This window comes from Pedobacter sp. ASV28 (assembly GCF_016428855.1).
Lineage (GTDB): Bacteria > Bacteroidota > Bacteroidia > Sphingobacteriales > Sphingobacteriaceae > Pedobacter.
Map to the genome: position 1 here is coordinate 25102 of NZ_JAELTN010000042.1, position 23610 is coordinate 48711.

The 23610-nt window shown below is 37.9% G+C and carries 21 protein-coding genes and 1 tRNA gene; 17 read left to right on the forward strand and 5 right to left on the reverse strand.

Features of this window, described 5'->3' with window-relative positions:
• Positions 1–233: 233 nt before the first annotated feature.
• The 3 genes from JHD79_RS15375 to JHD79_RS15385 all read right to left on the reverse strand — a co-directional run bounded on the left by JHD79_RS15375 (position 234) and on the right by JHD79_RS15385 (position 2405).
• Positions 234–321, reverse strand: a tRNA-Ser gene (locus tag JHD79_RS15375).
• Between the two features lie 95 nt (positions 322–416).
• Positions 417–1847, reverse strand: coding sequence for a pyruvate kinase (pyk, locus tag JHD79_RS15380; protein ID WP_199120190.1), 1431 nt, complete (start codon positions 1845–1847; stop codon positions 417–419).
• Between the two features lie 135 nt (positions 1848–1982).
• On the reverse strand, positions 1983–2405 hold the full coding sequence (locus JHD79_RS15385) for an IPExxxVDY family protein (protein WP_199120191.1): 423 nt from the start codon (positions 2403–2405) through the stop codon (positions 1983–1985).
• Positions 2406–2558: 153 nt separating this feature from the next.
• Between JHD79_RS15385 and JHD79_RS15390 the strand changes: the two genes are divergently transcribed.
• From JHD79_RS15390 to rnc, 3 genes are all read left to right on the forward strand, one after another.
• The gene (locus JHD79_RS15390) at positions 2559–2795 is read left to right on the forward strand and encodes an acyl carrier protein (protein ID WP_008508386.1); all 237 of its coding nucleotides are present in this window, start codon (positions 2559–2561) and stop codon (positions 2793–2795) included.
• Between the two features lie 28 nt (positions 2796–2823).
• The gene (gene fabF, locus JHD79_RS15395; protein WP_199120192.1) at positions 2824–4077 is read left to right on the forward strand and encodes a beta-ketoacyl-ACP synthase II; all 1254 of its coding nucleotides are present in this window, start codon (positions 2824–2826) and stop codon (positions 4075–4077) included.
• An 81-nt stretch (positions 4078–4158) separates the two neighbouring features.
• On the forward strand, positions 4159–4887 hold the full coding sequence (rnc, locus tag JHD79_RS15400) for a ribonuclease III (protein ID WP_199120193.1): 729 nt from the start codon (positions 4159–4161) through the stop codon (positions 4885–4887).
• On the opposite strand, the gene JHD79_RS15405 is transcribed toward rnc, so the two are convergent.
• Positions 4884–5594 (reverse strand): hypothetical protein, encoded by a 711-nt coding sequence (locus tag JHD79_RS15405; protein ID WP_199120194.1) that lies wholly within the window; start codon positions 5592–5594, stop codon positions 4884–4886. The two genes, rnc and JHD79_RS15405, sit on opposite strands and share 4 nt — an antisense overlap.
• Positions 5595–5665: 71 nt before the next feature.
• Between JHD79_RS15405 and JHD79_RS15410 the strand changes: the two genes are divergently transcribed.
• The 10 genes from JHD79_RS15410 to JHD79_RS15455 all read left to right on the forward strand — a co-directional run bounded on the left by JHD79_RS15410 (position 5666) and on the right by JHD79_RS15455 (position 18090).
• Positions 5666–6424, forward strand: a complete 759-nt coding sequence (locus tag JHD79_RS15410) for a 1-acyl-sn-glycerol-3-phosphate acyltransferase (protein WP_199120195.1) — start codon at positions 5666–5668, stop codon at positions 6422–6424.
• A 258-nt stretch (positions 6425–6682) separates the two neighbouring features.
• A complete protein-coding gene (locus JHD79_RS15415; RefSeq protein WP_199120209.1) occupies positions 6683–7546 on the forward strand; it encodes a YicC/YloC family endoribonuclease in 864 nt (287 codons plus the stop codon).
• 57 nt (positions 7547–7603) lie between these two features.
• The gene (gene gmk / locus JHD79_RS15420) at positions 7604–8170 is read left to right on the forward strand and encodes a guanylate kinase (RefSeq protein WP_199120196.1); all 567 of its coding nucleotides are present in this window, start codon (positions 7604–7606) and stop codon (positions 8168–8170) included.
• 30 nt (positions 8171–8200) lie between these two features.
• Positions 8201–8770 (forward strand): nicotinate (nicotinamide) nucleotide adenylyltransferase, encoded by a 570-nt coding sequence (gene nadD / locus JHD79_RS15425; RefSeq protein ID WP_199120197.1) that lies wholly within the window; start codon positions 8201–8203, stop codon positions 8768–8770.
• Between the two features lie 177 nt (positions 8771–8947).
• A complete protein-coding gene (locus tag JHD79_RS15430; protein ID WP_199120198.1) occupies positions 8948–9553 on the forward strand; it encodes an RNA polymerase sigma factor in 606 nt (201 codons plus the stop codon).
• Positions 9554–9583: 30 nt separating this feature from the next.
• On the forward strand, positions 9584–10774 hold the full coding sequence (locus JHD79_RS15435) for a FecR family protein (RefSeq protein ID WP_199120199.1): 1191 nt from the start codon (positions 9584–9586) through the stop codon (positions 10772–10774).
• 125 nt (positions 10775–10899) lie between these two features.
• Positions 10900–14592, forward strand: a complete 3693-nt coding sequence (locus JHD79_RS15440) for a SusC/RagA family TonB-linked outer membrane protein (protein WP_199120200.1) — start codon at positions 10900–10902, stop codon at positions 14590–14592.
• Between the two features lie 3 nt (positions 14593–14595).
• Positions 14596–16065 carry a RagB/SusD family nutrient uptake outer membrane protein gene (locus JHD79_RS15445; RefSeq protein WP_199120201.1) on the forward strand — a complete coding sequence of 490 codons (1470 nt, stop codon included), beginning with the start codon at positions 14596–14598 and terminating at the stop codon, positions 16063–16065.
• Between the two features lie 13 nt (positions 16066–16078).
• A complete protein-coding gene (locus JHD79_RS15450) occupies positions 16079–17026 on the forward strand; it encodes a substrate import-associated zinc metallohydrolase lipoprotein (protein ID WP_199120202.1) in 948 nt (315 codons plus the stop codon).
• Positions 17027–17055: 29 nt separating this feature from the next.
• A complete protein-coding gene (locus JHD79_RS15455) occupies positions 17056–18090 on the forward strand; it encodes a hypothetical protein (protein WP_199120203.1) in 1035 nt (344 codons plus the stop codon).
• Positions 18091–18161: 71 nt separating this feature from the next.
• Here the strand turns inward: JHD79_RS15455 and JHD79_RS15460 are convergent, their stop codons facing one another.
• Positions 18162–19811 carry a glutamine--tRNA ligase/YqeY domain fusion protein gene (locus tag JHD79_RS15460; protein ID WP_199120204.1) on the reverse strand — a complete coding sequence of 550 codons (1650 nt, stop codon included), beginning with the start codon at positions 19809–19811 and terminating at the stop codon, positions 18162–18164.
• A 193-nt stretch (positions 19812–20004) separates the two neighbouring features.
• On the opposite strand from JHD79_RS15460, the gene JHD79_RS15465 reads away from it, so the two are divergent.
• The 4 genes from JHD79_RS15465 (at position 20005) to JHD79_RS15480 (ending at position 23512) form a co-directional block, all read left to right on the forward strand.
• A complete protein-coding gene (locus JHD79_RS15465; protein ID WP_199120205.1) occupies positions 20005–20424 on the forward strand; it encodes a cobalamin B12-binding domain-containing protein in 420 nt (139 codons plus the stop codon).
• A gap of 132 nt (positions 20425–20556) precedes the next feature.
• Positions 20557–21339, forward strand: coding sequence for an enoyl-CoA hydratase/isomerase family protein (locus tag JHD79_RS15470; RefSeq protein ID WP_199120206.1), 783 nt, complete (start codon positions 20557–20559; stop codon positions 21337–21339).
• 145 nt (positions 21340–21484) lie between these two features.
• A complete protein-coding gene (locus JHD79_RS15475) occupies positions 21485–22900 on the forward strand; it encodes a sigma-54 dependent transcriptional regulator (RefSeq protein WP_199120207.1) in 1416 nt (471 codons plus the stop codon).
• 84 nt (positions 22901–22984) lie between these two features.
• Positions 22985–23512, forward strand: coding sequence for a hypothetical protein (locus tag JHD79_RS15480; RefSeq protein WP_199120208.1), 528 nt, complete (start codon positions 22985–22987; stop codon positions 23510–23512).
• Positions 23513–23610 lie beyond the last annotated feature (98 nt).

Consider the following 23610-nt stretch of genomic DNA (forward strand, 5'->3'; position numbering starts at 1 on the left):
TTGGCAATGAGCATTAACATGATATATTTAAAAACTCATCTGATAAGATTACTGCTTTTCTTTAAGTAGCACCTTAAAATTAACCCAGTGTTGAAAAAAGAAAAATTTATGGATATCTCTATAAGATATAAACTAAAAAACCCGCAAATATTGAACTTGCGGGTTTCATCCTCCTGTAAAAGACTATCTTAATGATATAATTAACATGTTCAAAGGTTAATCTCAATCATCAGCGGAGAGAGAGGGATTCGAACCCTCGATACCCTTTTGGAGTATACACACTTTCCAGGCGTGCTCCTTCGACCACTCGGACACCTCTCCGTTTTATAGGGGCTGCAAAAATATACTTTTTATTCGTTTAACAAAAATGCCTTAGCAAAAAACTAAGGCATTCTTTAAAATTATATATTCAAGGATTACTCTATGACAGTAATTTTAAGCATATTCGTTTTGCTTCTTCTCTCTAAAGGAATAGCTGCCGTATTGATAATGACATCTCCTTTTTTGATCAATTTTTTCTTTTTCAAGAACTCATTTACCTCCGTTATGGTGTTATCTGTGCTCTCAAACTTATCATAATAGAAGCCCCTTACCCCCCAAACCAAACTTAAGGTATTCAAAAGAGATTCATTACTTGTAAAGATAAATATTGGTGCTTCTGGGCGGTGGCTAGCAATTTCGAAAGCAGTATAACCACTTAATGTCATGGATACGATACCTACCGCATTAGTTTGTTTTGCCAAGAAACAGGCCGAATCACATACTGCATCGCTCAAGAAACTTTCTGCCTTAGGCTTGATATATTTTTCGGCATTAAACGGATAATTATTTTCCTCAATATTGTTGATGATCTTCTGCATGGTCTCGATTACGATCAATGGAAACTCTCCTACCGAAGTCTCTCCACTAAGCATTACCGCATCTGCACCATCCAACACAGAGTTAGCTACGTCATTAACTTCGGCGCGGGTTGGACGTGGGGTAGTAATCATACTTTCCAACATCTGTGTAGCAATAATTACAGGTTTAGAGGCTGCTTTACATTTCTGAACGATCATTTTCTGTAGCAAAGGAACTTCCTCCATTGGCATTTCCACACCCAGATCTCCACGAGCCACCATAATGGCATCAGAAACAGCCACAATCTCATCTATGTTGGCTATCGCTTCTGGTTTTTCAATTTTTGCTACTACACGGGCGGTTTTACCTTTTTCCTTAATGATATCTTTTAGTTCAATAATATCTCCGGCATTACGAACGAATGATAAACCGATCCATTCTACGTCGCTTTCCAACACAAAATCAAGATTTTTTCTGTCTTCAAGAGTTAAAGATGGAATAGACACCTTTGTGTTTGGAAGGTTTACCCCTTTTCTAGAGGTCAATATGCCTCCATGTACCACTTCGCATACCACTTCATCTTTATAATTGGTTTCCAATACCCTCATCTGCAGCTTACCATCATCTAAAAGAATAATTTCGCCTGCTTTTACATCTTGTGGAAAATTTTCATAGGTGATGTAGATCCGTTCTTCATTACCTATACATTCTTGTGTAGTGATGACGGTTTTATTTCCGTTTACCAAGTGGATTCCTCCATCTTTTACCATGCCAATCCTAATTTTTGGACCTTGTAAATCGGCTAGGATGCCCACATTGTATTTATGTTTTTTGTTGATGTCCCTAATGGTATCGATCACAGCCTGGTGATCTGCTTGAGACCCGTGCGAAAAGTTTAACCTACATACGTCTAGGCCCGCATTGAACATACTATACAAAACATCTGGTTTGGCTGATGCCGGGCCCAAAGTGGCAACAATTTTAGTTCTGGAATGAAAAGGTTTCATTTATTATCTTTGTTATAATGCAAAACAAGTGCAGAAACTTACCGTAAACAACCTTGTCTCACCTAATTGTTTATATTATTTTCAGTTTGATTAAGATTCAAATATAGTGTATTTACTACACTAACAGTATAAAATTTACATTACCAAATTTTCCTTCGATTTTAATTTCCTTACATCGATCTGCGCAGCCACCTGTATATCAGGCATTTTATTAAGTCTTCCGATCACTAAATTTAAATCTTCCTTATCTATATATTGATGAATAACCATAAAAAAATCGACCTTGTTCATCTCTGGAATCAAAAAACCTTCACTATTTCTATTGCTCAATAAATAATATTCCAGCTCTCCCTCTTCCACAAAAAAGTAGTACTTTGAAAAGGACAAGGGCTCTTCGTCATCGGCATTAAGAAATATCTCGTGGTCATCGATCTTACATAGCTCAAAGTTAAGGGCATTATTAATTTTATGGCATAGTACATAATCTTTCAGAGATGCTGTTATGGCAATCAAAACAAAATCAAGGTCAAGTGAGAGTTTTAAATAAGTTTTGTTCAAAATGTATTTTTTTGTTAGGATTACGAAATTATAAAACTAATTTTACTTTAGGTTTTAAACACATTAAAATTGATTGAGAAATAAAAACATTTGAAATGTGTTAGAATTTATTTTTCTTTGCACAGAATTATTTAACCATTAAATTATAAAATTATGTCAGATATTGCTTCAAGAGTAAAGGCTATTATCGTAGAAAAACTAGGAGTTGACGAAAGTGAAGTTACGCCAGAAGCGTCTTTCACAAACGACTTAGGTGCAGATTCTTTGGATACTGTAGAATTAATTATGGAATTTGAAAAAGAATTCAACGTTGCAATTCCTGATGATCAAGCAGAAACTATCGGTACTGTTGGTCAAGCAATTGCTTATTTAGAGAAAAACGTTAAGTAGAAATACTTTTTCCGTACAATACGTATAAATGGGATTAAAAAGAGTAGTAGTTACTGGGTTGGGTGCGCTCACTCCTATTGGAAATAGTGTTCCCGAATTTTGGGAAGCATTGACAAACGGGGTGAGCGGCGCTGCGCCTATCAAGAGTTTTAATACTGAAAAATTCAAAACAAAGTTTGCCTGCGAGGTAAAAAACTTTAATCCAGAAGATTTTTTGGATAAAAAGGAAGCCCGCAAGTTAGACCCTTTTGTTCAGTATGCACTGGTTTCGACCGAAGAGGCTGTTAAAGATGGTGGATTTGATTTTTCCAAGCTTGACACAAGCCGCATTGGTGTAATTTGGGGTGCTGGAATTGGAGGATTAAAAACTTTCTTGGATGAAGTAACCAGCTTTGCAAAAGGTGATGGTACGCCCAGATACAATCCTTTTTTCATTCCTAAAATGATCATAGATATTGCTCCGGGGCACATCTCTATGAAATATGGCTTAAGAGGGCCAAACTTTGCCACTGTATCTGCCTGTGCATCATCAACCAATGCCATGATCGATGCCTTTAACTATATCCGTTTAGGCACTGCCGATATTATTATCAGCGGAGGGTCGGAAGCCATTATAAATGAAGCGGGCATGGGCGGTTTTAATGCCATGCATGCCTTATCTACCCGTAATGACGATCCTGCAACGGCATCTCGTCCATTTGACAAAGACCGCGATGGCTTTGTGGCGGGTGAGGGTGCTGGTACCATTATTCTCGAAGAATTAGAGCATGCTAAAGCACGTGGAGCTAAGATTTATGCTGAAATTGTAGGTGGTGGTATGAGTGCAGATGCACACCATATTACTGCCCCACATCCAGAAGGGCTTGGCGCTAAAATGGTAATGAGCAAAGCACTGGAAGATGCGCATCTAAAGCCTAGTGACATTGACTATATTAATGTTCACGGAACCTCTACTCCACTTGGAGATGTTCAAGAAGCTAAAGCCATTGTTGATCTATTTGGAGAAGACGCCTACAAATTAAACATCAGCTCCACTAAATCCATGACTGGTCATTTACTGGGTGCTGCTGGCGCAATTGAAGCTCTGGCTACGATCTTGGCGATTAAAAATGACTTGGTTCCACCAACCATTAATCATTTTACCGACGATCCTGAGTTTGATCCAAAATTAAACTTTACCTTTAACAAGGCTCAAAAGCGTACAGTAAGAGCTGCGTTAAGCAATACATTTGGTTTCGGTGGGCATAATGCATCAGTGATCTTCAAGAAATACGAAGAATAGTCTAATTTGTTTTATAAAGGTTTTTGTATCGTATAACAGATACAATTACTTTATCAGCGCTTAATTTTGTGAAGCTAATTAATGTCTTTGTTCAGCATTTATAAACTATACCTATCGCCACATAAAGAGTTTGTAAAAAAACTAAAAAATGTGCTTGGATTTGTTCCGGGCAATATTTCTCTTTATAAAATGGCATTTAGGCATAGGTCTGTGGCCAAAGTATTAAAGAATGGCAGCAGAAGTAGCAATGAAAGACTCGAGTTTTTAGGCGATGCCATTCTTGGCGCTGTAATAGCCGAACTGCTTTTCAAAAGTTATCCTTACAAAGAAGAAGGATTTTTGACCGAAATGCGGTCAAAAATTGTAAATAGGGCTAATTTAAATCAACTTGCCCGAAAAATGGGATTTGATCAACTGATTGTTTTTGATCATAAAACAGTAAATGTCCAATCCAAACATCATTCCATGTTGGGCGATGCCTTTGAAGCGTTAATAGGCGCTGTCTATTTAGACAAAGGCTATAATTTCACCAAAAACTTACTGCTTAAAAGAATTGTAAAACCCTACATAGACATCCATACGCTCGAAATTACTGAAACCAATTTTAAAAGCAGGCTAATCGAATGGTGCCAACGTCAAGGCAAGGATATTTCTTTTGATGTAGTGGAAAATGATGAAGGCGAAAGTGCCAAGCTATTTACCGTACACGTGATCATTGATAATGAGACCTACGGTGTGGGGAGAGATTACAATAAAAAGAATGCAGAGAAGTTGGCTGCAGAAAAGGCTTGTGAGGCTTTGGCCATCTAGTGTTTTATGGTATCCCTATATTTTTTATAAGAATCATTTATCCATTTTACGGCGTCATACTGCGTCCAGTTTTTGGCCTTTTCATAATCTGGTCTATAGTTGACCATAAAGTCTTCCAACTCCTTCCCTTCTAACCCTGTATATTTATTAATGGTGCTTTTGTTAAACAATTGGTCTACATAGCCATCCTGAAGTTCACTTCTATACATCCGATTAAATCTTCTGGCCTGTCTTGGGGTTTTACCGAACAGTTCATAGAAAAAAGTCAATGGACTACCAAACAGCGAACCTATAGGTGGCTTTCCTTCATAAAATGAACCTTTTCCCCTATAATCCTTTTTAAGTTCTTCTAAGGCCTGCCTCTTAGCTTGTCCAGTTACCACAACCTCATTTAAGGTAGCCCCCTTATTTAAGTACAGTACCAAGTCTTTATTGGTCTTTACGACCACTTCAAGATCATTAAAATTTCGCTTTGTGATAAGTAGGGTGTCTCCTATAATAGCTTTTATGCTGAAAATGCCCATATCGTTACTGCCCGTAGAAAATCCGGATCTTTTATTTTTTACTTCTGCCAATGCTATCCGTATTTTCGCTCCATTTTCAAAAAGCACACCGCTGAGCATAAAATCCTGCTGGGCAAGGACATCCTTACTAGTGCACAGCGTAACCATAAACAAAGAAAATATCACTGTAGCTTTACTCCACATTGCAGCATTATTTTTTAATTTGTAAACTTAACAAATGTTTCCGTAGCATATAGGTTAAAAAAAGTTAATTCATGTCTAAATTTTTATCTGCCATATACTTATTTTATGCCTCAATTATATTTATTGTGCTCATGTTTGTTGCACTGCCTTTTGTTCTTTTATTCTCTGCAGTTCTACCGCTATCCAAAGGCAAGAAGGCAATTCTATTTATTTTAAGAACCTGGGCCCTGTGCTTTAGTCTGTTCAGCTTCTTCTGGGTAACCACAAAGGGTAAAAAAAACATCAACACCTCAAGGTCGCACATTTATATTGGCAACCACGGATCTTACCTAGATGCGGTGGCAGTATGTTTAACCATTCCCCAGTACTTTAGTGCCCTTGGCAAAATAGAAATTACGAAAGTTCCTGTTTTTGGTCTTATTTATAAAAGAATTGTAGTGCTAATTGACCGTAGCAGCAAGGAAAGTAGGGATATATCTGTAATGGCATTAAAAAAAGACGTTGCAAATGGGCAGTCTATACTCATCTTTCCCGAAGGTACCATGAACCAAACAGAAAGCCCTTTAAGTGATTTTTTTGATGGTGCCTTTAGGATTGCCATTGAAACACAAACGCCTATCATTCCGTTTGTGATGGTCAACAACAAAAAATTATTGCCCCGAAAAAACCCATTAAAAGCGAGACCTGGATTAATTATTTCTATTTTATTACCCGAAGTAAGTGTAACCGGACTAAGCCTAGAAGATGTTCCCGCGTTAAAGAAGAAAGTTTACGATTTGATGGAGGAAGCTATCTTAACGAATAGTCCAGTTAACACAACCGCCATTTAGTACAGGTGATTGTGAATTAAACCTGATGGAAGCGAATATCCTTTTGGTTGTCCTGACTTTAAACTTCGTAAGTTTTAAAACTTACGAAGTTAGATTTGCATTTGCGTTCCCCAAAAGATAGCAGCGTACAGCAGGATTGCCCAAACAGCAGAACTACTGACCTACATTTTCAAATTAATTATAGGCCATAACTAAAACCTTAAGTCTTACTCCTTTCAGCTAAAATCCTTTTTATTATCTTTGCACATGATAAAATCAATGACAGGCTTTGGCTTGGCCTCTACAGATAATGCGAACATTAAATTTGCTGTGGAGATAAAATCACTTAATTCGAAGTTTTTAGAATTAAGCTTAAAAATTCCAAAGGCTTTTTCAGATAAGGAACTTTTATTGCGTAACCTATGCAATAAAGAAATTGAACGTGGCAAAGTTAGCATCGGCATCACCGTTGAAAGACCAGAAGAGCTACAAAAAGGAGCTTCAATAAATACGATTTTATTAACCAAGTACTATAAGCAGTTAGAAGAAATTAATGCCGCTTTGGGAGCCAATACCACCAACCTATTGCAAACTGCACTAAATTTTCCGGAAGTAATTGCCTATACGGAAGAAGAAGCAAGTGAGAGTGAGTGGGAAATTTTGAATGAAACCTTTTTAAGGGCACTCAAAAACCTTAACCAATTCAGGCTGGACGAAGGCAGGGTATTAAAAGCAGATCTAGAGCTTAGAATTAAAAATATATTGAGCTTTTTTGCCCAAGTTGAAGCTTTAGCCCCCCTAAGGGTGCCACAGGTCAAGGCTAGGTTGAGCCAATTTCTGGAAGAATCTGTAGGGAAGATAAATATAGATCAAAACCGTTTTGAACAGGAACTGATCTATTACATTGACAAGTTAGATATCACCGAAGAGCAGACCCGCTTAAAAAGTCATTGCAATTACTTCATTGAAACCCTAAAAGACAAAGATGCTAATGGTAAAAAGCTAGGGTTTATTTCACAAGAAATAGGACGGGAAATCAATACCATGGGAGCTAAAGCCAACGATGCGCAGATACAGCAGCTCGTAGTTGGTATGAAGGAAGAACTAGAAAAGATTAAAGAACAATTACTAAATGTGTTGTAGCGATAAGCGTTAGGCGATGAGCGCCCAACGCAGAACGCCCAACGCAAAACACATATTATGCAAGGCAAACTCATCATATTTTCTGCGCCATCAGGAGCTGGCAAAACCACCATTGTAAAGCATCTGCTTACTAAATTTCCCAATTTAAGCTTCTCCATTTCTGCTACAACAAGAGAACTGAGAGGTAGCGAAACCAATGAAAAAGACTATTACTTCATCAGCAAAGAAGAATTCCTGCACAAAGTAGCCCATCAGGAATTCGTAGAATTTGAAGAGGTATACAGCGGCACATTTTATGGTACTTTACGTTCAGAGATAGAACGAATTTGGAACGAAGGCAAGCACGTCATCTTCGACATCGATGTAGAAGGCGGCCTACGTTTAAAAAGAAAATTCGAAGAAGATGCACTGGCCATTTTTGTTCAGCCGCCTTCCTTAGAAGTGCTAAAAGAGAGGTTAACGGGCAGAGGGACCGATAGTGAAGAAAAACTACAGGAACGATTTGCCAAGGCAGAGAAAGAATTAAAATACGCAGATAAATTTGACGTTATCCTTAAAAACTTTGATTTAGAAACGGCCTGTGCCGAGGCAGAGCAATTAGTTGGCACGTTCCTGAAAGGCTAGAAAAATATTGAATTTTGACTTTTAACTTCTATGATTGGTCTTTTCTTTGGGTCATTTAATCCTATTCACATAGGTCACTTGGTAATTGCCAATTATATGGCTCATTACACCTCGCTTAAAGAAGTTTGGCTAGTTGTTTCGCCACACAATCCCTTAAAACAGAAAAGTGGCCTGGCCGATATGTATGACCGCTTGGAAATGGCTCGTTTAGCTACAGAAAACGCACCATACCTAAAGGTCAGTGATATTGAATTTAAACTTCCACAACCCTCCTATACGGTAGATACTCTCGCCTATCTGAAAGAAAAATACCCTGAAAAAGAATTTGCACTGATCATGGGAGCAGACAACCTTAGCTCTTTCAAAAAATGGAAGAATTATGAAGTATTGCTGAGCCATTATAAGATATTCGTCTACCCCCGTCCAAATGTAGATACGAGCGAATGGAATGACCATTCATCTATCGTATTTACCGATACTCCCCAAATGGACATTTCCTCCACGTTCATTAGAAATGCCATAAAGCAAGAAAAAAACATCCAGTTTATGGTGCCCGATTCTGTAATCGATTTTATGGATAAAAAAAGTCTGTACAAATAAACATTCGCTCTTTAGCATTTCCGATGATTTTAGAAGCCCTGTTCTGACATTACCGCTAAACACCTGTATAACAGCAAACTCGAATCAAGGCAAACTTATTAAAAGTTATAGCTTTTTTAAATTAATGTAATATATTTGAAACAAACACAACTATTACCCTAAACCTCACCGCTATTTATGCGCAATTTTTCTGACGACGAAAACTCGATTCAGCTGCTGAAAAGTGGAGATATAAAAGGATTCGATTTTTTATACAGAAAATACAGAGCTCACTTATTTGCCAACATCTACCGGCTTGTAAAAGATGTTGACCTTTCCTCAGATATTTTGCAGGATGTATTTATGACCATTTGGCAAAACAGGGAAAAAATAGACTTGGAGAAATCATTTCAAAGCCTGTTGTACAGTATTGCAAAAAATAAGGTCTATGATTTCTTCCGAAAAGCATCAAGAGATTTAAAGCTACAAGATCAGCTCCTCACTTCGTACAAGGAACATGAATATAATCCCCTGGAACAAGACCTGCATCTCAAAGAAGATATCAAGAACCTAAAAGAGGAAATTGAGAACCTGCCCGAAAAATGTAAAGAAGTCTTTAAACTCTGTAAGATAGAAGGCAGAAGCTATGAAGAGGTTTCCAAATTGTTGAATATTTCTTCTGCTACAGTGAACAATCACATCGTTAAAGCAACCAAAATCTTAAAGCAAAGATTTGCCAATTTCCATATTGTTTTATTTTTTTTATTTTTTTTTGAAGGAGAGATAGTTGATTTTATTCTTTAAAGCGTATTAGTATAAAGAAAGCACTTCTTTATGCAAGATATAGAACAACTATTTAAGCGTTATATACAAAACAAATGTTCAGCAGATGAAATCAGGACATTAATTGAATATTTCGGCAATAATGTAAACGAACTGGAACTAAAAACGCTCATAGAACAGCAGCTATTTACAGAAATTGATGAAAAATCAAACGAACAAATAAACAATAGCGGTATTTTTGACAAAACCGATCTTTTTTTCAAAAAAACCCTTTATCCAAAGCCATTTTTCTTAAAGCTGCCAGCAAACAGCCTATTCAAATATGCAGCCTCTATCGCCATATTTCTTGTTTCGGGATTTCTGCTCCTTAATTATCCAAAGAAAACAGTCAAAGATAGCAAAGCGAACCAGTTTGCCACAATTAGCCCGGGCAGCAATAAAGCAATATTAAAACTTTCTGATGGCTCTACCATATTACTTGATGGGCAGAATGAACAAGGGCTTATAGCCGATCTCAACTCTAAGATTCTAAAAGTTAAAGATGGCTTGCTCATGTATACTTCTTCTGCGGAAAAAGAAGATACTGAAGGATTACTTCTCAATGAGCTAACCATTCCTGCAGGCGGAAAATATGAAGTCATTTTATCTGATGGCACCAAAGTATTCCTGAACTCTCTTTCATCATTGAAATATCCAAAAAACTTCAATGACAAGGAACGAGTGGTTGAACTTAGTGGAGAAGCCTATTTTGAGGTTACAAAATTGTATAAGGGAAACAAAAAAGTTCCATTCATTGTAAAAACCCAAAAACAAACCATAGAAGTTGTAGGCACCAAGTTCAACATTAGCTCTTATGCCGATGATTCATTTCAAAAAACAACACTGATTAGTGGACATGTGAATGTGATCGACAATAAAAACCATCAAAAATACAGCTTGGAACCAGGCGATCAGGCCTTAACCGACAACAACGACCACATTAATGTTAGCCAGGTTAATGTAGAGCCTTCTATTGCCTGGACCCAAGGGAATTTTATGTTCGATGATGTTTATCTCAGGGAAATATTAAAACAACTGGCCAGATGGTACAATGTTCATGTAGATTATAACAACATTCCGGAAACCCGCTATAATATATTGCTATCAAAAGATGAAACCCTAAATAGCATCTTAAAAATACTAGAAGACACCGGAGAATTAAAATTCAAAATTGTAAATAATACCATTAAAATCATAAACTAAAGTAACCAGCCTATGTAACAACCTGAACCTATCAAAAAAGTTAACCGATTATGCGCCAACATAACCGGTTATGATTAAACAAACTTATTAATCCTAAACAAATTACATTTAATCTAAACAAAAGTATGAATTTAAAAATTCACACCAAATCTCTGTTTGATGATATACGGAGTCGTGTGGTTTACAGAAACCTCTTCTTTAAATTTACTTTAGCCATGAAGTTAACTACACTGTTAATATTTATTGCAAGTATACAGATATCTGCAAAATCGTTTTCACAAAAGATAACGCTCAATTTAAAAAAATCCTCATTGAATGAAGTGCTTCAGGAAATAAGGAAACAGAGCGGTTATAAATTGGTTTATAACACCGATTTGCTAGTTAAAGCAAAGCCGGTAAGTATTAATGTAAAGGAAGCGACGGTAGATGAAACATTGAAAATAGCCCTTACCAATCAACCTTTTAAATATAATATTCAAGGTGAAACTATTTTAATTAACCCAGATACCAAACCTGTTGAAAACAACTTGCCCAAAAACGAAGCGAAACAACTTATTCCGATATCCGGAAGAATTGTTGACGACAAAGGCGAGCCACTTCCCGGCGCCTCTGTGACTGAAAAAGGCACAAAAAATTACGCCATGGCCAATAATAATGGCGAGTTTAAAATCAATGTAACCCGAATCGGTGCTACCCTGATTTTCAGCAGTATAGGCTATATTAGCCATGAAGCGGCCGCTGAAGCTAGTATGAAGGTTGCCCTAAAAAGTAATGTGCAAAGCTTAAGTGATGTGGTAATTACAGGTTATCAGCAGATCAAAAAGGAATCTTTAACCGGATCGGTAACCAAAATAAAAGCATCAGACATTCAGGTAGCCAGTATGGGTACTCTTGACAAGATGCTTCAAGGCCAAGTAGCCGGTGTAGCGGTGGAAACTGCTTCTGCAGTATTTGGAACAGCTCCTAAAATCCGTGTACGCGGAAGTTCGTCGCTATCAGGTATAAATGAACCTTTATGGGTTTTGGATGGCGTACCACTGGAGGCCCCCTTAAACATTGCACCCTCAGAACTATATTCAGGTGGAGCTAGAAACCTATTAGCAAGTGCCTTATCTGGTGTAAACCCTGAAGATATAGATGACATTACCGTACTTAGAGATGCAACCGCTACAGCTATGTATGGCACCAGGGCCGTAAATGGGGTTATTGTAATTACAACGAAAAGGGCGAGAAAGAATATGGCCCTAAGCATTAACTATAGCACAAATGGTACGCTAACGTTAAAACCTTCCATTACCGATTTTGATGTATTAAACTCCTATGAACAAACCGTTCTAAACGAACAAATATTCAAAACCTACCAGAACTCCCTAATGAGTTTTTCTGCACAAACTTCTGGCGCCTACTCTAAATTGATCTATGATAGGAATGTTAAATCTTTAACCGATGAACAGTTCAGGGCCCAGGTAAGAGACTTGAAAACAATCAATACCGATTGGTTCGACTATCTATATAAGAATTCTTTCATGCAACAACACTCCGTTAGTGCAAGCTATGGTGGCGAAAATGCATTTGGAAGGCTATCCGTTAGTTATTATGATGATTTGGGAAAAACCATAGGTGAAAAAGTTAAGCGATATACCGTGAATTTAACCTCTGGCTATCAGTTAAACAAAAACTTGTCGGCCGATTTTATGGTTAAATATTCTAACAGGAATCAAAATAACCCGGGAACTCAGGTAAACCCATTTATATATGCTAGGGATGCCAGCAGAAACATGAGACCCTATGATATATATGGTAATCCCGAATATTATAAGAGAGGCTATACAGACTTCAATATAATCGAGGAGATCAACAACAATTATATAAGGCTTAACAATAGTGATTTTTTGGCACAGGTTGATGTCAAATATAAATTTACCGATAATTTAAAACTTAATGGTTTATTTAACACAAGGGTGGCAAACAATGATGTGAACGAAATCCAAACCGAGTTTTCTAATTACGCCAATCAATTCAGACAAATGGGAATTATTGATCCCGATGGCTTTCTACTCTCTATTAACGATAGAAATCCAAGACTCTACAGAAACCCAGCAAACGCCCTATATCTACCTACAGTAAGTGTATTGCCAGAAGGCGGTATCTTAGATAGGGAAACCACTACTTCTAAATTTTATACCGGCAGGCTTCAATTAGAGTGGAATGCATTAAATAATTTCAAAGGTCATAACATTACCGCTTTAGCAGGAGCAGAAATAACTTCTAATGAACAAAACGGATATTTTAACCGTGGATATGGCTACCTCAGCTCTAGCAGAACGACCACACCAAACTATCTGGCCCTACAAAGGTTGATCCAGGCCACCGAACTTCCCGAAGATGAGCGAAGAATGTATAATGGCAGAAACCTATTGGCAGGTACCAATTACTACTATACAGAATACAATAGACATACCGTATCTTATTATACCAATATCTCCTACAACTACAAGAGTAAGTATGTGGTAGACCTTTCCCTAAGAAATGATGCGGCCAACATTACCTCTAGCAGATTTACCCCAACTTGGGCAGCAGGAATTTCGTGGAACCTGAGCAATGAGAATTTCATGAAATCTATAGAACAGACCCTATCTAACGTTAAGCTTAGGGCCTCTTATGGACTGAGAGGTAATGATGGTGCGAGAGGACCTGCATTGGTAGCCTACCTAAACAACATTACCAGGGTATATCCTGCATATAATACCACTGCGGTAGGTATTCTAGAACCAGAAAATACCGATCTACAATTTGAAAAAGAGCACATTTTAAATGCTGGAGTTGATTTTACCCTATTTCAATATGCAGATGTAAGTGCGAATGTTTATAGAAGAAATAATTTCGACTTGTTAGGTAACAGACAAGTAGCCCCTTCTCTAGGTTACTCCAACAAAACCTTCAATTGGGCAAATATGCGCAACCAAGGGGTGGAGTTAAGCATCAACCTACGTCCAGTTAAGCTCGTATCCGATTTAAGGTTGAACATGATGTTCAATGCGGCTTATAATAAAAACGAAGTGTTATCAGATCTTACTGGCAGCAACCCTACCATTTTCCAGATTGCAACCTCTAGAGGGTATGCTATGGAAGGAGGACCCGTTTCTGGTTTATATGCTTTTAAATTTGCAGGTCTGTCTAGCGATGGTTTACCTCAATACTACAACAGCAAGGGAGAAGTAGTTTCAACTTTTGTTGCCAACTCGACCAATATTAAAGACTTGGAATACCAAGGAAGTAGAGACCCTAAATACTCTGGAGGTTTTACCCCTACACTGAGGTATAAAAACATGTCATTAAGTGCTGCTTTTGTATTCAATGCCGGCCATGTGGTAAGATTGGCTGATTTCTACAGAGGTGGTTCAATTACCAGCCTATTTAGAGACGACCAAAATACACCTGGAGATTTTGCTTACAGATGGACTTCACCTGGAGACGAAAAGTATACCGTAATTCCTAGACTGATTACCGATACCGATATTGAAAACTATAACAATGCCGGCTTTTTCAACGAGTCCATATTTACGGCCTATAACTATAACAATATGCGCACAGTAAACGCTTCTTACCTAAGGTTTAGGAATCTTAACTTCCAATACAGTTTCCCCGAGCTATCTAGAAAACTAAGAATGCAAAATTTCGCTATTGCACTTGAGGCATCGAATATAGCTATTTGGACTTCTAAAAGACTTAAAGGACAAGATCCTGAAACCTTGCTCGGCGGACTAAATATTCCTCCAGTAAAATCATTCACTATTTCACTTAATGCTAGTTTTTAAGGTATGAAGAATAAATTATTTAAAATAGATAGATCAATTTTAAAACTTAGCTTGATACTAATGGCTTTTATAGCCCCATTAACCTCATGCAAGAAATTTCTTAACGAACCTATAGACAATAGGTCATCTATCGATCAGTTAAAAGATCTAGAAAAGGCAATTATTGCCTTAGAGCCAGGATCTGACCATCATTTTACAGATTTAATGTCTGATGATTACTCTTATAAAGATATTGCCGGACACGTAGTAAGGGATGCTTCTGAAAAGCTGCGCCCAATCTTTACATTCGATATTAATAGACAGAGCATTAATAAGAATGAGATGTTGGCATCAGGAATGAATCCCAACTCTTCTTTTTTACGCTACTACTTTAGAATTAACAATGCCAATTTGTTGATTTTTCAAGCCAACAAGCTTAAAAGTGAAGGTGGTGATCTAAAAAGAATAAACAACATTATTGCACACTCGCTTGCCATTAAGGCTTATTGTAATTTTATGCTCGTCAATCTATTTGGTAAGCAATACGATAAGGCTACAGCCGCTCAAGACCTGTCAGTGCCTTATATTGGCGAGTACAACTCTAGCGCTGTAGTCAATAGACCAAGAGCTACAGTAGAGTTTATCTATACCAAAGTAGAAGAAGACCTCTTAAATGCCATCAGCCTGATGGATGAAAAAAATACGTTCTTCAACAGCAAATTTTACTTCAGCAAAAGAGCTATCTATGGTTTGCTATCTCGGTTTTACCTGAATAAAAAGGATTGGAAATCAAGCATAAAGTATGCAGATTTAGCTTTACAAATAGACAGGCTTCCTTTAAACGTAAAAACGCTAAGAACGGCAAGTGCAAATAATAGCGACTTGTATAGCAGGTCATATTTTGACCCCGCCAATACCTCTTACCTCATGATGGGGAACAACACTTACCAACTATTTGCCTATTTCTGGTCTGGATTTTATCCATATCCATTAAATCAGTTTATTGGCAACAGCTTTACGGCGGGAGAGATGATACAAACAAGTGCGCTCTTTGCAGATTATATTCCCATCAAGTATATTTATTTCTATTCTGCAGCAAACAGAAATATGAACTTGCCTTTAATCACTGTAGATGAGGTCCTGTTCAATAAAGCCGAGGCAACCATACAAGATGAAGGCCTATTTAACGCAACAGTAAAATCAGACCTAACCGCAGTTATAGACAACCTACCTTTTACAACTGCAGCCGCCAATGCCCTAAAAACTGAGCTTAATGGCATCACCACTAAAGAAGCTGGCATCACCTACATTTTAAAGCTAAAACGTTTCAGGTTTTTTGTAGAAGGTATTAGATGGTTCGATATCAAACGACATAATTTACCTGTTACCCATAATTACAATGGAACTGACTTTAAGATAGACGGAACCAACCCTTATGATTATGTCATAAAGCTACCGCTTGAAGAAATACAATTTAATGGTGATGTACAATAAATTAAACCTTAACATGAAAAGAAATTTAAAATTTAAACTAAGCTTTATCATATTAAGCTTACTCCTCTCCATTTCTTGTAAAAAGGAGAAAAAACTCTCCGCCGAAATAGAACCGGCAGTTTCTTTTGCCAACACCCCTCTTGGCCAGAAACAGAAAGAGTTCTTTGACAAATACGATGTATTATTTGAATACAATTGGGATAGAAATGTATTTGCCAGAAATGCCATTGCAGATCCAGCCAGCATCAATGATGTACTGCCCTATATGGAAATTATGGAAGAACTGTATTTCAAGGCATTGGCCAATGTTGCAGAAAATGGATCCTTTGTTAAAAAACAAACGCCCTTAACCGTTTATTTAATTGGTAGCGGGATCAACTATGGCGGTTCTGAAAGCTTCGGAGAAAGTACTTCTGGTCAGGCTGGTAACATTCAGCCCAATAGGCTAACACTCGGCGGACTGACCAATTTTGGGGTGGCGCTAAGAAGAAAGAATGCCGATGCCGCATTTTTAAATATGATTTATGAAGCGGCAACATTCAGTAATCCCGGAGAAGCAGGTTTAATTGGGTTTTTATATCATGAATATACCCATTATGTAAATGTGAGAAATGATATCCCTGTACCATTTGCATTAGCCGCAGCAGCAAATTATTTAAAAGGCACAAATGCATATCAGAGCACAACTGCTGCAACCGCTTATTCAAAAGGCTTTTTCATTCCTTATGGTATGCAAAACGAAATGGAAGATTTCGCCACCTATGTGCAGATCATTGTTTGGAAAACCCCGGCACAGATACAGGCCACTTATTTAAAAAGTACAGAATCTACCAAAAAATACCAATATGTGCTTGATTACTATAAAAACCTGGGGCTTGACCTTAACAAGTTGAGGGAATACCTACAAACCCAAGAGGTAAAAGATCGCTTAATTACCATTAAAAGGAAATATGAGCAATAATTAATTAGGCAATTTAATTGAAACATAAAATGAAAATTATAGCATTTATAAAATACAGCCTTTCAGTGGTTATCTTACTGGCCTTATTCAGCTCTTGCGAGAAAGCCCTGGACAACAGTGTTCCAGAAGGAACCGAAAGAAGGGGGTTTTACAATGCCCAGATCAAGTCTTACATTACAAACGACTCTGTTTGGGTAACACAAAAACTAGATAAAAACTCCCTAATATTTAAGGTAGGATTTGGCTTTCAAAAAGATAAGTCGGTAAATCTTTACCGAATCCAATATACCACATTAACCCTAATAGAGGAATTAAACTTGGCAAAAGCCATATTTACTAGCCCAGCCGATATTGCAGATATCAATAGTTTAATTACCACATACTCTTCATTAACAGATGCAAATGCAAGAAATCTAATCTTAAACAACCCGGCCAATATTAGTTTCCTTACCAGAACACAAAAGTATTTCCCAGTGACCATGATTGGTCCTTTCGGAAGGGTTAACATCACCGAAGATAAAAACACCTATGATGTATATGGCGATTTTAATTCTTCATTGACTTTCTTTAACTCCAGCTTTTTGTCAGATCTAAAAATATCCAAGAATTTCGATTTCGATTTTTTGGTAAATAACTACAATAGAGATAGCCTAGTGATGACCAGTTATTATAGTCAAAACTTAAATCGTGTTGCCACGATAAAACCAGTTGCATTGAATACCATAGAAACACATTTCAATGCCCTGAATATTATCAATGCATTAACATTTGCCTCTGAGATTAAAGTAAATGGTCAGGTGCTAACCGGAGAAAGCGTAGCCTATATTAAGAATAACTTTAATGAAACCTACGATAACCTTAATAAGAATTTAAACTTTACGTTGAAAGCTGGGAAAACCTTACCTGCCAGCTTTAATGGACTTACCGCACTAAAAGCAACTGAGGTTTTCTATAAGCTTGGAGAAACCAAACCTGCTGTTGGTACTGTTCTGGCAAGATTCAAAGCTTACAATCCCGCTACGAAAGGCATCACTGGTGTAGACGTAGAAGTCATTGTAAAATAGTAAAATAATAGTGTTAGTTAATTAAAAAGGTTCGGGATTAAACATCCTGAACCTTTTTATTTTGGGGAAAATTATCCTTTCCAACTATCTTTTAAGGAGACCACCCTATTAAAGATCGGCTTATCAGCAGTAGAATCTTTATCTACACAGAAATAACCTTTACGAATAAATTGATATCTATTTTCTAAGCTTGCTGTTGCAAGGTAGGGTTCAATATAAACCTTATCCAACACTTGCATGCTCCCGGGGTTCAAATAATCTTTAAAATCTCCCTCTTCCGCATCAGGCGACTCTACGGTAAATAACCTATCATACAATCTAACTTCGGCTGTTTTTGCATGAGCTGTACTTACCCAATGAATGGTTCCTTTCACATTTATTCCACTGGTATCGCTTCCACTTTTTGATTCTGGGAAATAACTACAATGTACTTCTGTTACGTTTCCATGCTCATCTTTGATAAAATTGTCGCATTTTACGATATAAGCGAATTTCAAACGCACCATTGCTCCTGGCGCCAGCCTAAACCACTTTTTAGCAGGCTCTTCCATAAAATCTTCGCGTTCAATCCACAGCTCCCTGCCGAAAGGGATTTCACGCGTGCCACCTTTATCTTCCGCTTCAGGATTGTTTTCTCCAATCAAGACCTCTCCATCTCCCTCATAATTGGTGATCACCAATTTGATAGGATCTAACACTGCCATTACCCGGCTTGCTTTTTTATTAAGGTCCTCTCGAATACAAAACTCCAATAGGCTAAGCTCTATGAGATTTTCTCTTTTGGCAATGCCAATACGCTCACAAAATTCTCTTATACTTTCTGGTGTGTAGCCTCTGCGTCTTAATCCGCTGATGGTAGGCATACGTGGGTCGTCCCAACCGCTAACAAGCTTTTCATTAACCAATTGCAACAACTTACGTTTGCTCATTACCGTATAAGTAAGGTTTAAACGGGCAAACTCGTATTGCTTGGATGGAAAAATTTCTAATTTCTCGATGAACCAGTCGTACAATTCTCTATGGGCAACGTATTCTAAAGTACAAATGGAGTGTGTAATTTGTTCAATGCTATCACTCTGGCCATGTGCAAAATCATACATCGGATAAATACACCAAGTATCGCCAGTACGGTGATGATGGGCATGTTTAATGCGGTATATGATGGGGTCGCGCATTAGCATATTCGGGCTGGCCATATCAATTTTTGCCCTTAAGGTACAAGCGCCATCAGGAAATGCACCATTCTTCATCTTTGCAAAAAGATCAAGGTTTTCGGCTATGCTCCTTTCTCTATATTGATTAGGAACTCCCGGCTCTGTTGGCGTACCTTTCTGAGCCGCAATTTCTTCGGCAGTACTATCATCTACATAAGCCAGGTTTTTTTCAATCAATTTTACGGCATAGGCATGCAGCTGACCAAAATAATCAGAAGCAAACAACTCATTTTTCCATTGAAAGCCCAACCACTGGATATCTTCCTGCTGACTGTTCACATATTCGGTCTTTTCTGTAACCGGATTGGTGTCGTCAAACCTCAAGTTGGTATAACCTCCATATTTCTGGGTTAGGCCAAAATTCAAGCATATTGCCTTCGCATGTCCAATATGCAAATATCCATTGGGTTCTGGCGGAAAACGTGTCACTAACATTTCGTACTTTCCACTTTTTAAATCATTCTCTATGAGTTCTTCAATAAAGTTCAATGATTTTTCCTCGCTCATATAATCGTATTGTTTAAGCCTCAAAGTTAACAAGATTTAGGGTATTTTAAAGGAACAGGAAGTAAACAACAAAGAGCAAAGAGGCTATCACTCGTAACCTGCAACATATAGCCCAAAACCGAACTAAAAAACCGAACAACTAACTAACCAAATAACTATTTTAATTACATTTACATCAGATCAAGTATTGCATATGAACAAAACTTTAAATCGACCAATTAGGGTGCTGGTAGCCAAAGTGGGTTTAGATGGCCATGACAGAGGAGCAAAGGTAATTGCAACCTCGCTTCGAGACGCCGGCATGGAGGTGATTTATACTGGTTTAAGACAAACTCCAGAAATGGTAGTCAATACAGCTTTGCAGGAAGATGTTGATGCTATCGGTATTTCTATCCTTTCTGGTGCCCATATGACTGTTTTTCCAAAAGTTATTGAAATGATGAAGCAAAAAGAGCTTACAGATGTTTTAGTAACTGGTGGCGGTATTATCCCAGAGGGAGATATGAAAAAACTGCAAGGCATAGGCGTTGGAGAACTTTTTCCGCCAGGAACAGCCATGAAAGACATTGTAACCTATATCGAAAACTGGGTGTTAGAACACCGAAATTTTTAGAGCACATTTAAAAATAAGCCACATAGACACATAGAGAACAGCTAAGGTAAAGGAAAGTAGTTTGTATGAAAAAACTATGTGTCTATGTGGTTATATTTGTTTTGAATAGAATTTAAACCCTTTTTAATGACTATGGCATACCAACAAATCCTAACGACAGTAAAAGATCATACATTTTACATCACCATCAATCGTCCGCAAAAGTTAAATGCACTGAACAAAGAAGTGCTAACCGAACTGGCAGATGCGATAGCTTTTGCAAACACGAGTGAAGATATACAAGCTGTGCTGATTACTGGCGCTGGTGAAAAGGCTTTTGTAGCCGGGGCCGATATTTCAGAGTTTCAACATTACAACCTAGAAGAAGGGAAACAACTTGCCAAAAATGGACACGATCAAGTATTCAACGCCATAGAAAACAGTACAAAGCCGGTCGTTGCAGCTATCAATGGTTTCGCACTAGGCGGAGGATTGGAATTAGCCATGGCCTGCCATATTAGAATAGCCAGCGAGAATGCCAGACTAGGCTTGCCCGAAGTAACCTTAGGCTTAATACCTGGTTACGGAGGCACCCAACGCCTAACCCAATTGGTGGGTAAGGGGCATGCCTTCGAAATGATATTTACTGCAGAAATGATCACGGCAGATAGAGCAGAAAAAATAGGTCTGGTGAACTATGTTGTACCACAAGAAAACCTGCTGGAAAAGGCCAATGAAATTTTAGGAAAAATCAAATCTAAAGCACCACTGGCAATTTCAAGTGCCATAAAAGCAGTAAATGCTTCTTTTTCTAAAGAAGTAAATGGCTACCAAGTTGAAATAGAGGAATTTGGCAATTGCTTTAATACCCAAGACTTTAAAGAAGGCGTAGCTGCTTTCCTTGAAAAAAGAAAAGCCAATTTTAAAGGCAGATAGATTTTTTTGGGCATCATTTATAATGATCAGATCCATACCTCATTATACCACCAAAATTAAAAGGTCGCATCAAAAAAGTGTAGAAAATATTTCCCAAAAGTTTTTTTTGTTTATATTTAGCTGAAAATACTCAATATATAGATGTATGAGGAAAATATTAATCGTTGATGATGAAGTCAACATCGGCTTATTACTTTCTAAATTCTTAACTAGAAATTCTTTCAATGTAACCAGCGCTACAAGCGGAAATTCTGCCATGGAATATTTGGCCAAGGATAGCTATGATCTTGTTTTATGCGATTATAGACTGGAAGATACAGATGGTAAAGAGATGTTGGTGAAGATCAAGGAAAGTTACCCAAAAACTGGTGTGATTATCATTACAGGATATTCAGATATTAAGTTGGCCGTTGAGCTCATTAAACTAGGTGCGTATGATTATATTACGAAACCTTTATACCCAGATGAGATCTTAAATACCATAAATAAGGCTATTGAAACACAAATTGCCTTAAACGCCAGTTTACCGGAAACTACTCCGCAAGAACAAGAAAAAACCAAATCGAGCAAAGCTAATTATGTGCTTACGGATGAGTTTGTAATTGGTCAGAGTGCTGCTTCTAAAGATCTGATGAAACAGATTTTACTGGTGTCGCCTACCGCATATAGTGTAATCTTGATGGGCGACAGTGGAACAGGAAAGGAATCTGTAGCCAAGGCCATTCATTTGAACAGCCCTAGGAAAGACAAACCTTTTGTAGCCATGGACTGTGGGTCTTTGACCAAAGAATTGGCCGGGAGCGAGTTTTTTGGTCATGAAAAAGGTTCTTTTACAGGCGCCTTATACACCAAGATAGGTCATTTCGAGATGGCCAATGGGGGTACGCTCTTCTTAGATGAAGTAGGCAATCTATCTTATGATATACAAGCCGCCCTACTCAGAACGGTGCAAGAACGCAAAATCAAAAGAATTGGAAGTACAAAAGAAATAGATTTAGACGTTAGGATTATTGTAGCCACCAATGAAAATCTTCAAGATGCCATATCCAAAGGCAAGTTCAGAGAAGATCTTTATCACCGCTTCAATGAATTCTCTATCAACCTTCCTCCCATAAGCCAAAGAGGTAAAGATATCTTGGCATTTGCCGAAACCTTCTTACAACTTGCCAATCAGGAGCTCAATAAAGATATTAAAGGATTTTCTCCAGAAGTAGTGGAATGTTTCATGACCTACAATTGGCCTGGCAATGTGAGGGAGCTAAAAAATGTAGTGCGTAGGGCTACACTACTTACCGAAACAGATGAAATCCAATTAAAGGCGCTCCCCCTGGAAATTTCGACTTATGCTAAAGCGCCCATCTTAAATGCTACATATAGCGCCGAGCCAGAGAGGACCAAACCTAGAGATTTAAAAAATGCAGCACTTGAAGCTGAATATGAGACCATTTTAAAAGTGTTGAGAGAAGTGAATTTCAATAAGACAAAAGCTGCTAAAATATTAAATATAGATAGAAAGACACTTTATAATAAGATGAAGGCGATAGACCTTGATAATAGATAGGCCGTGCTCAATTTCTTCAAAAAATCTAGTGCATTCCGATTTAAAAATCGGTACAACATTTCAAAAAAAATACTATGGATAGTCATGTTGGTCTGTATCGCCCCATTGCTATCCGTAGTATTGTCAATCCTATTTGCAACCAAGGGGAATGAAAATTCTATCTCATTATTTTTTAATGTAAAAACGAGCTTCTATACCAACGTTTGGACTACATTTGGCATTGCCGCGGCCCTATTCACGGGAATTTTAGCTTTTATCGACTATTTCATTCGCAAGGAGCTAACCATCACGCTATTTGGTTTTGCCCTCTTTATTTCCGCTATACTAGACGTTTACTACCTGCTCATTCTGAATGAAAACAATATGCCCCTCAACAGGGGTCATGATTTTAGTCAAAACTTTTATTTCATATGGCTGGTTAACCGCTTATTTTATTCGCTCACCCTATTATTAGGCACTATTTTTTATTTAAGGATAAAAGCTAAAAACCTGAGAACAAATGAACAAAAAACCAAAATTATTCTAAGAACTGCTATAGTAAGTGTTCTTTCGTGCATAGCCTGTATTGGGGGGGGGGGGGGGGATCTGACGCTGCCGACGATCGAGCCATAGTGTAGTTCTCGGTGGTGGGCGGGTCATTAGAAGGGGGGGGGGGGGGGGGGGGGGGGGGGGGGGGGGGGGGGGGGGGGGGGGGGGGGGGGGGGGGGGGG

Coding starts and splice junctions, on each gene's coding strand:
- JHD79_RS15405 (WP_199120194.1), bottom strand. CDS start 5,594: ATGTGGAGTAAAGCTACAGTGATATTTTCTTTGTTTATGGTTACGCTG.
- JHD79_RS15470 (WP_199120206.1), top strand. CDS start 20,557: ATGGCATACCAACAAATCCTAACGACAGTAAAAGATCATACATTTTAC.
- JHD79_RS15440 (WP_199120200.1), top strand. CDS start 10,900: ATGAATTTAAAAATTCACACCAAATCTCTGTTTGATGATATACGGAGT.
- pyk (WP_199120190.1), bottom strand. CDS start 1,847: ATGAAACCTTTTCATTCCAGAACTAAAATTGTTGCCACTTTGGGCCCG.
- rnc (WP_199120193.1), top strand. CDS start 4,159: ATGTCTTTGTTCAGCATTTATAAACTATACCTATCGCCACATAAAGAG.
- JHD79_RS15455 (WP_199120203.1), top strand. CDS start 17,056: ATGAAAATTATAGCATTTATAAAATACAGCCTTTCAGTGGTTATCTTA.
- JHD79_RS15460 (WP_199120204.1), bottom strand. CDS start 19,811: ATGAGCGAGGAAAAATCATTGAACTTTATTGAAGAACTCATAGAGAAT.
- JHD79_RS15445 (WP_199120201.1), top strand. CDS start 14,596: ATGAAGAATAAATTATTTAAAATAGATAGATCAATTTTAAAACTTAGC.
- JHD79_RS15390 (WP_008508386.1), top strand. CDS start 2,559: ATGTCAGATATTGCTTCAAGAGTAAAGGCTATTATCGTAGAAAAACTA.
- JHD79_RS15430 (WP_199120198.1), top strand. CDS start 8,948: ATGCGCAATTTTTCTGACGACGAAAACTCGATTCAGCTGCTGAAAAGT.
- JHD79_RS15475 (WP_199120207.1), top strand. CDS start 21,485: ATGAGGAAAATATTAATCGTTGATGATGAAGTCAACATCGGCTTATTA.
- fabF (WP_199120192.1), top strand. CDS start 2,824: ATGGGATTAAAAAGAGTAGTAGTTACTGGGTTGGGTGCGCTCACTCCT.
- nadD (WP_199120197.1), top strand. CDS start 8,201: ATGATTGGTCTTTTCTTTGGGTCATTTAATCCTATTCACATAGGTCAC.
- JHD79_RS15435 (WP_199120199.1), top strand. CDS start 9,584: ATGCAAGATATAGAACAACTATTTAAGCGTTATATACAAAACAAATGT.
- JHD79_RS15410 (WP_199120195.1), top strand. CDS start 5,666: ATGTCTAAATTTTTATCTGCCATATACTTATTTTATGCCTCAATTATA.
- gmk (WP_199120196.1), top strand. CDS start 7,604: ATGCAAGGCAAACTCATCATATTTTCTGCGCCATCAGGAGCTGGCAAA.
- JHD79_RS15450 (WP_199120202.1), top strand. CDS start 16,079: ATGAAAAGAAATTTAAAATTTAAACTAAGCTTTATCATATTAAGCTTA.
- JHD79_RS15465 (WP_199120205.1), top strand. CDS start 20,005: ATGAACAAAACTTTAAATCGACCAATTAGGGTGCTGGTAGCCAAAGTG.
- JHD79_RS15415 (WP_199120209.1), top strand. CDS start 6,683: ATGACAGGCTTTGGCTTGGCCTCTACAGATAATGCGAACATTAAATTT.
- JHD79_RS15480 (WP_199120208.1), top strand. CDS start 22,985: ATGTTGGTCTGTATCGCCCCATTGCTATCCGTAGTATTGTCAATCCTA.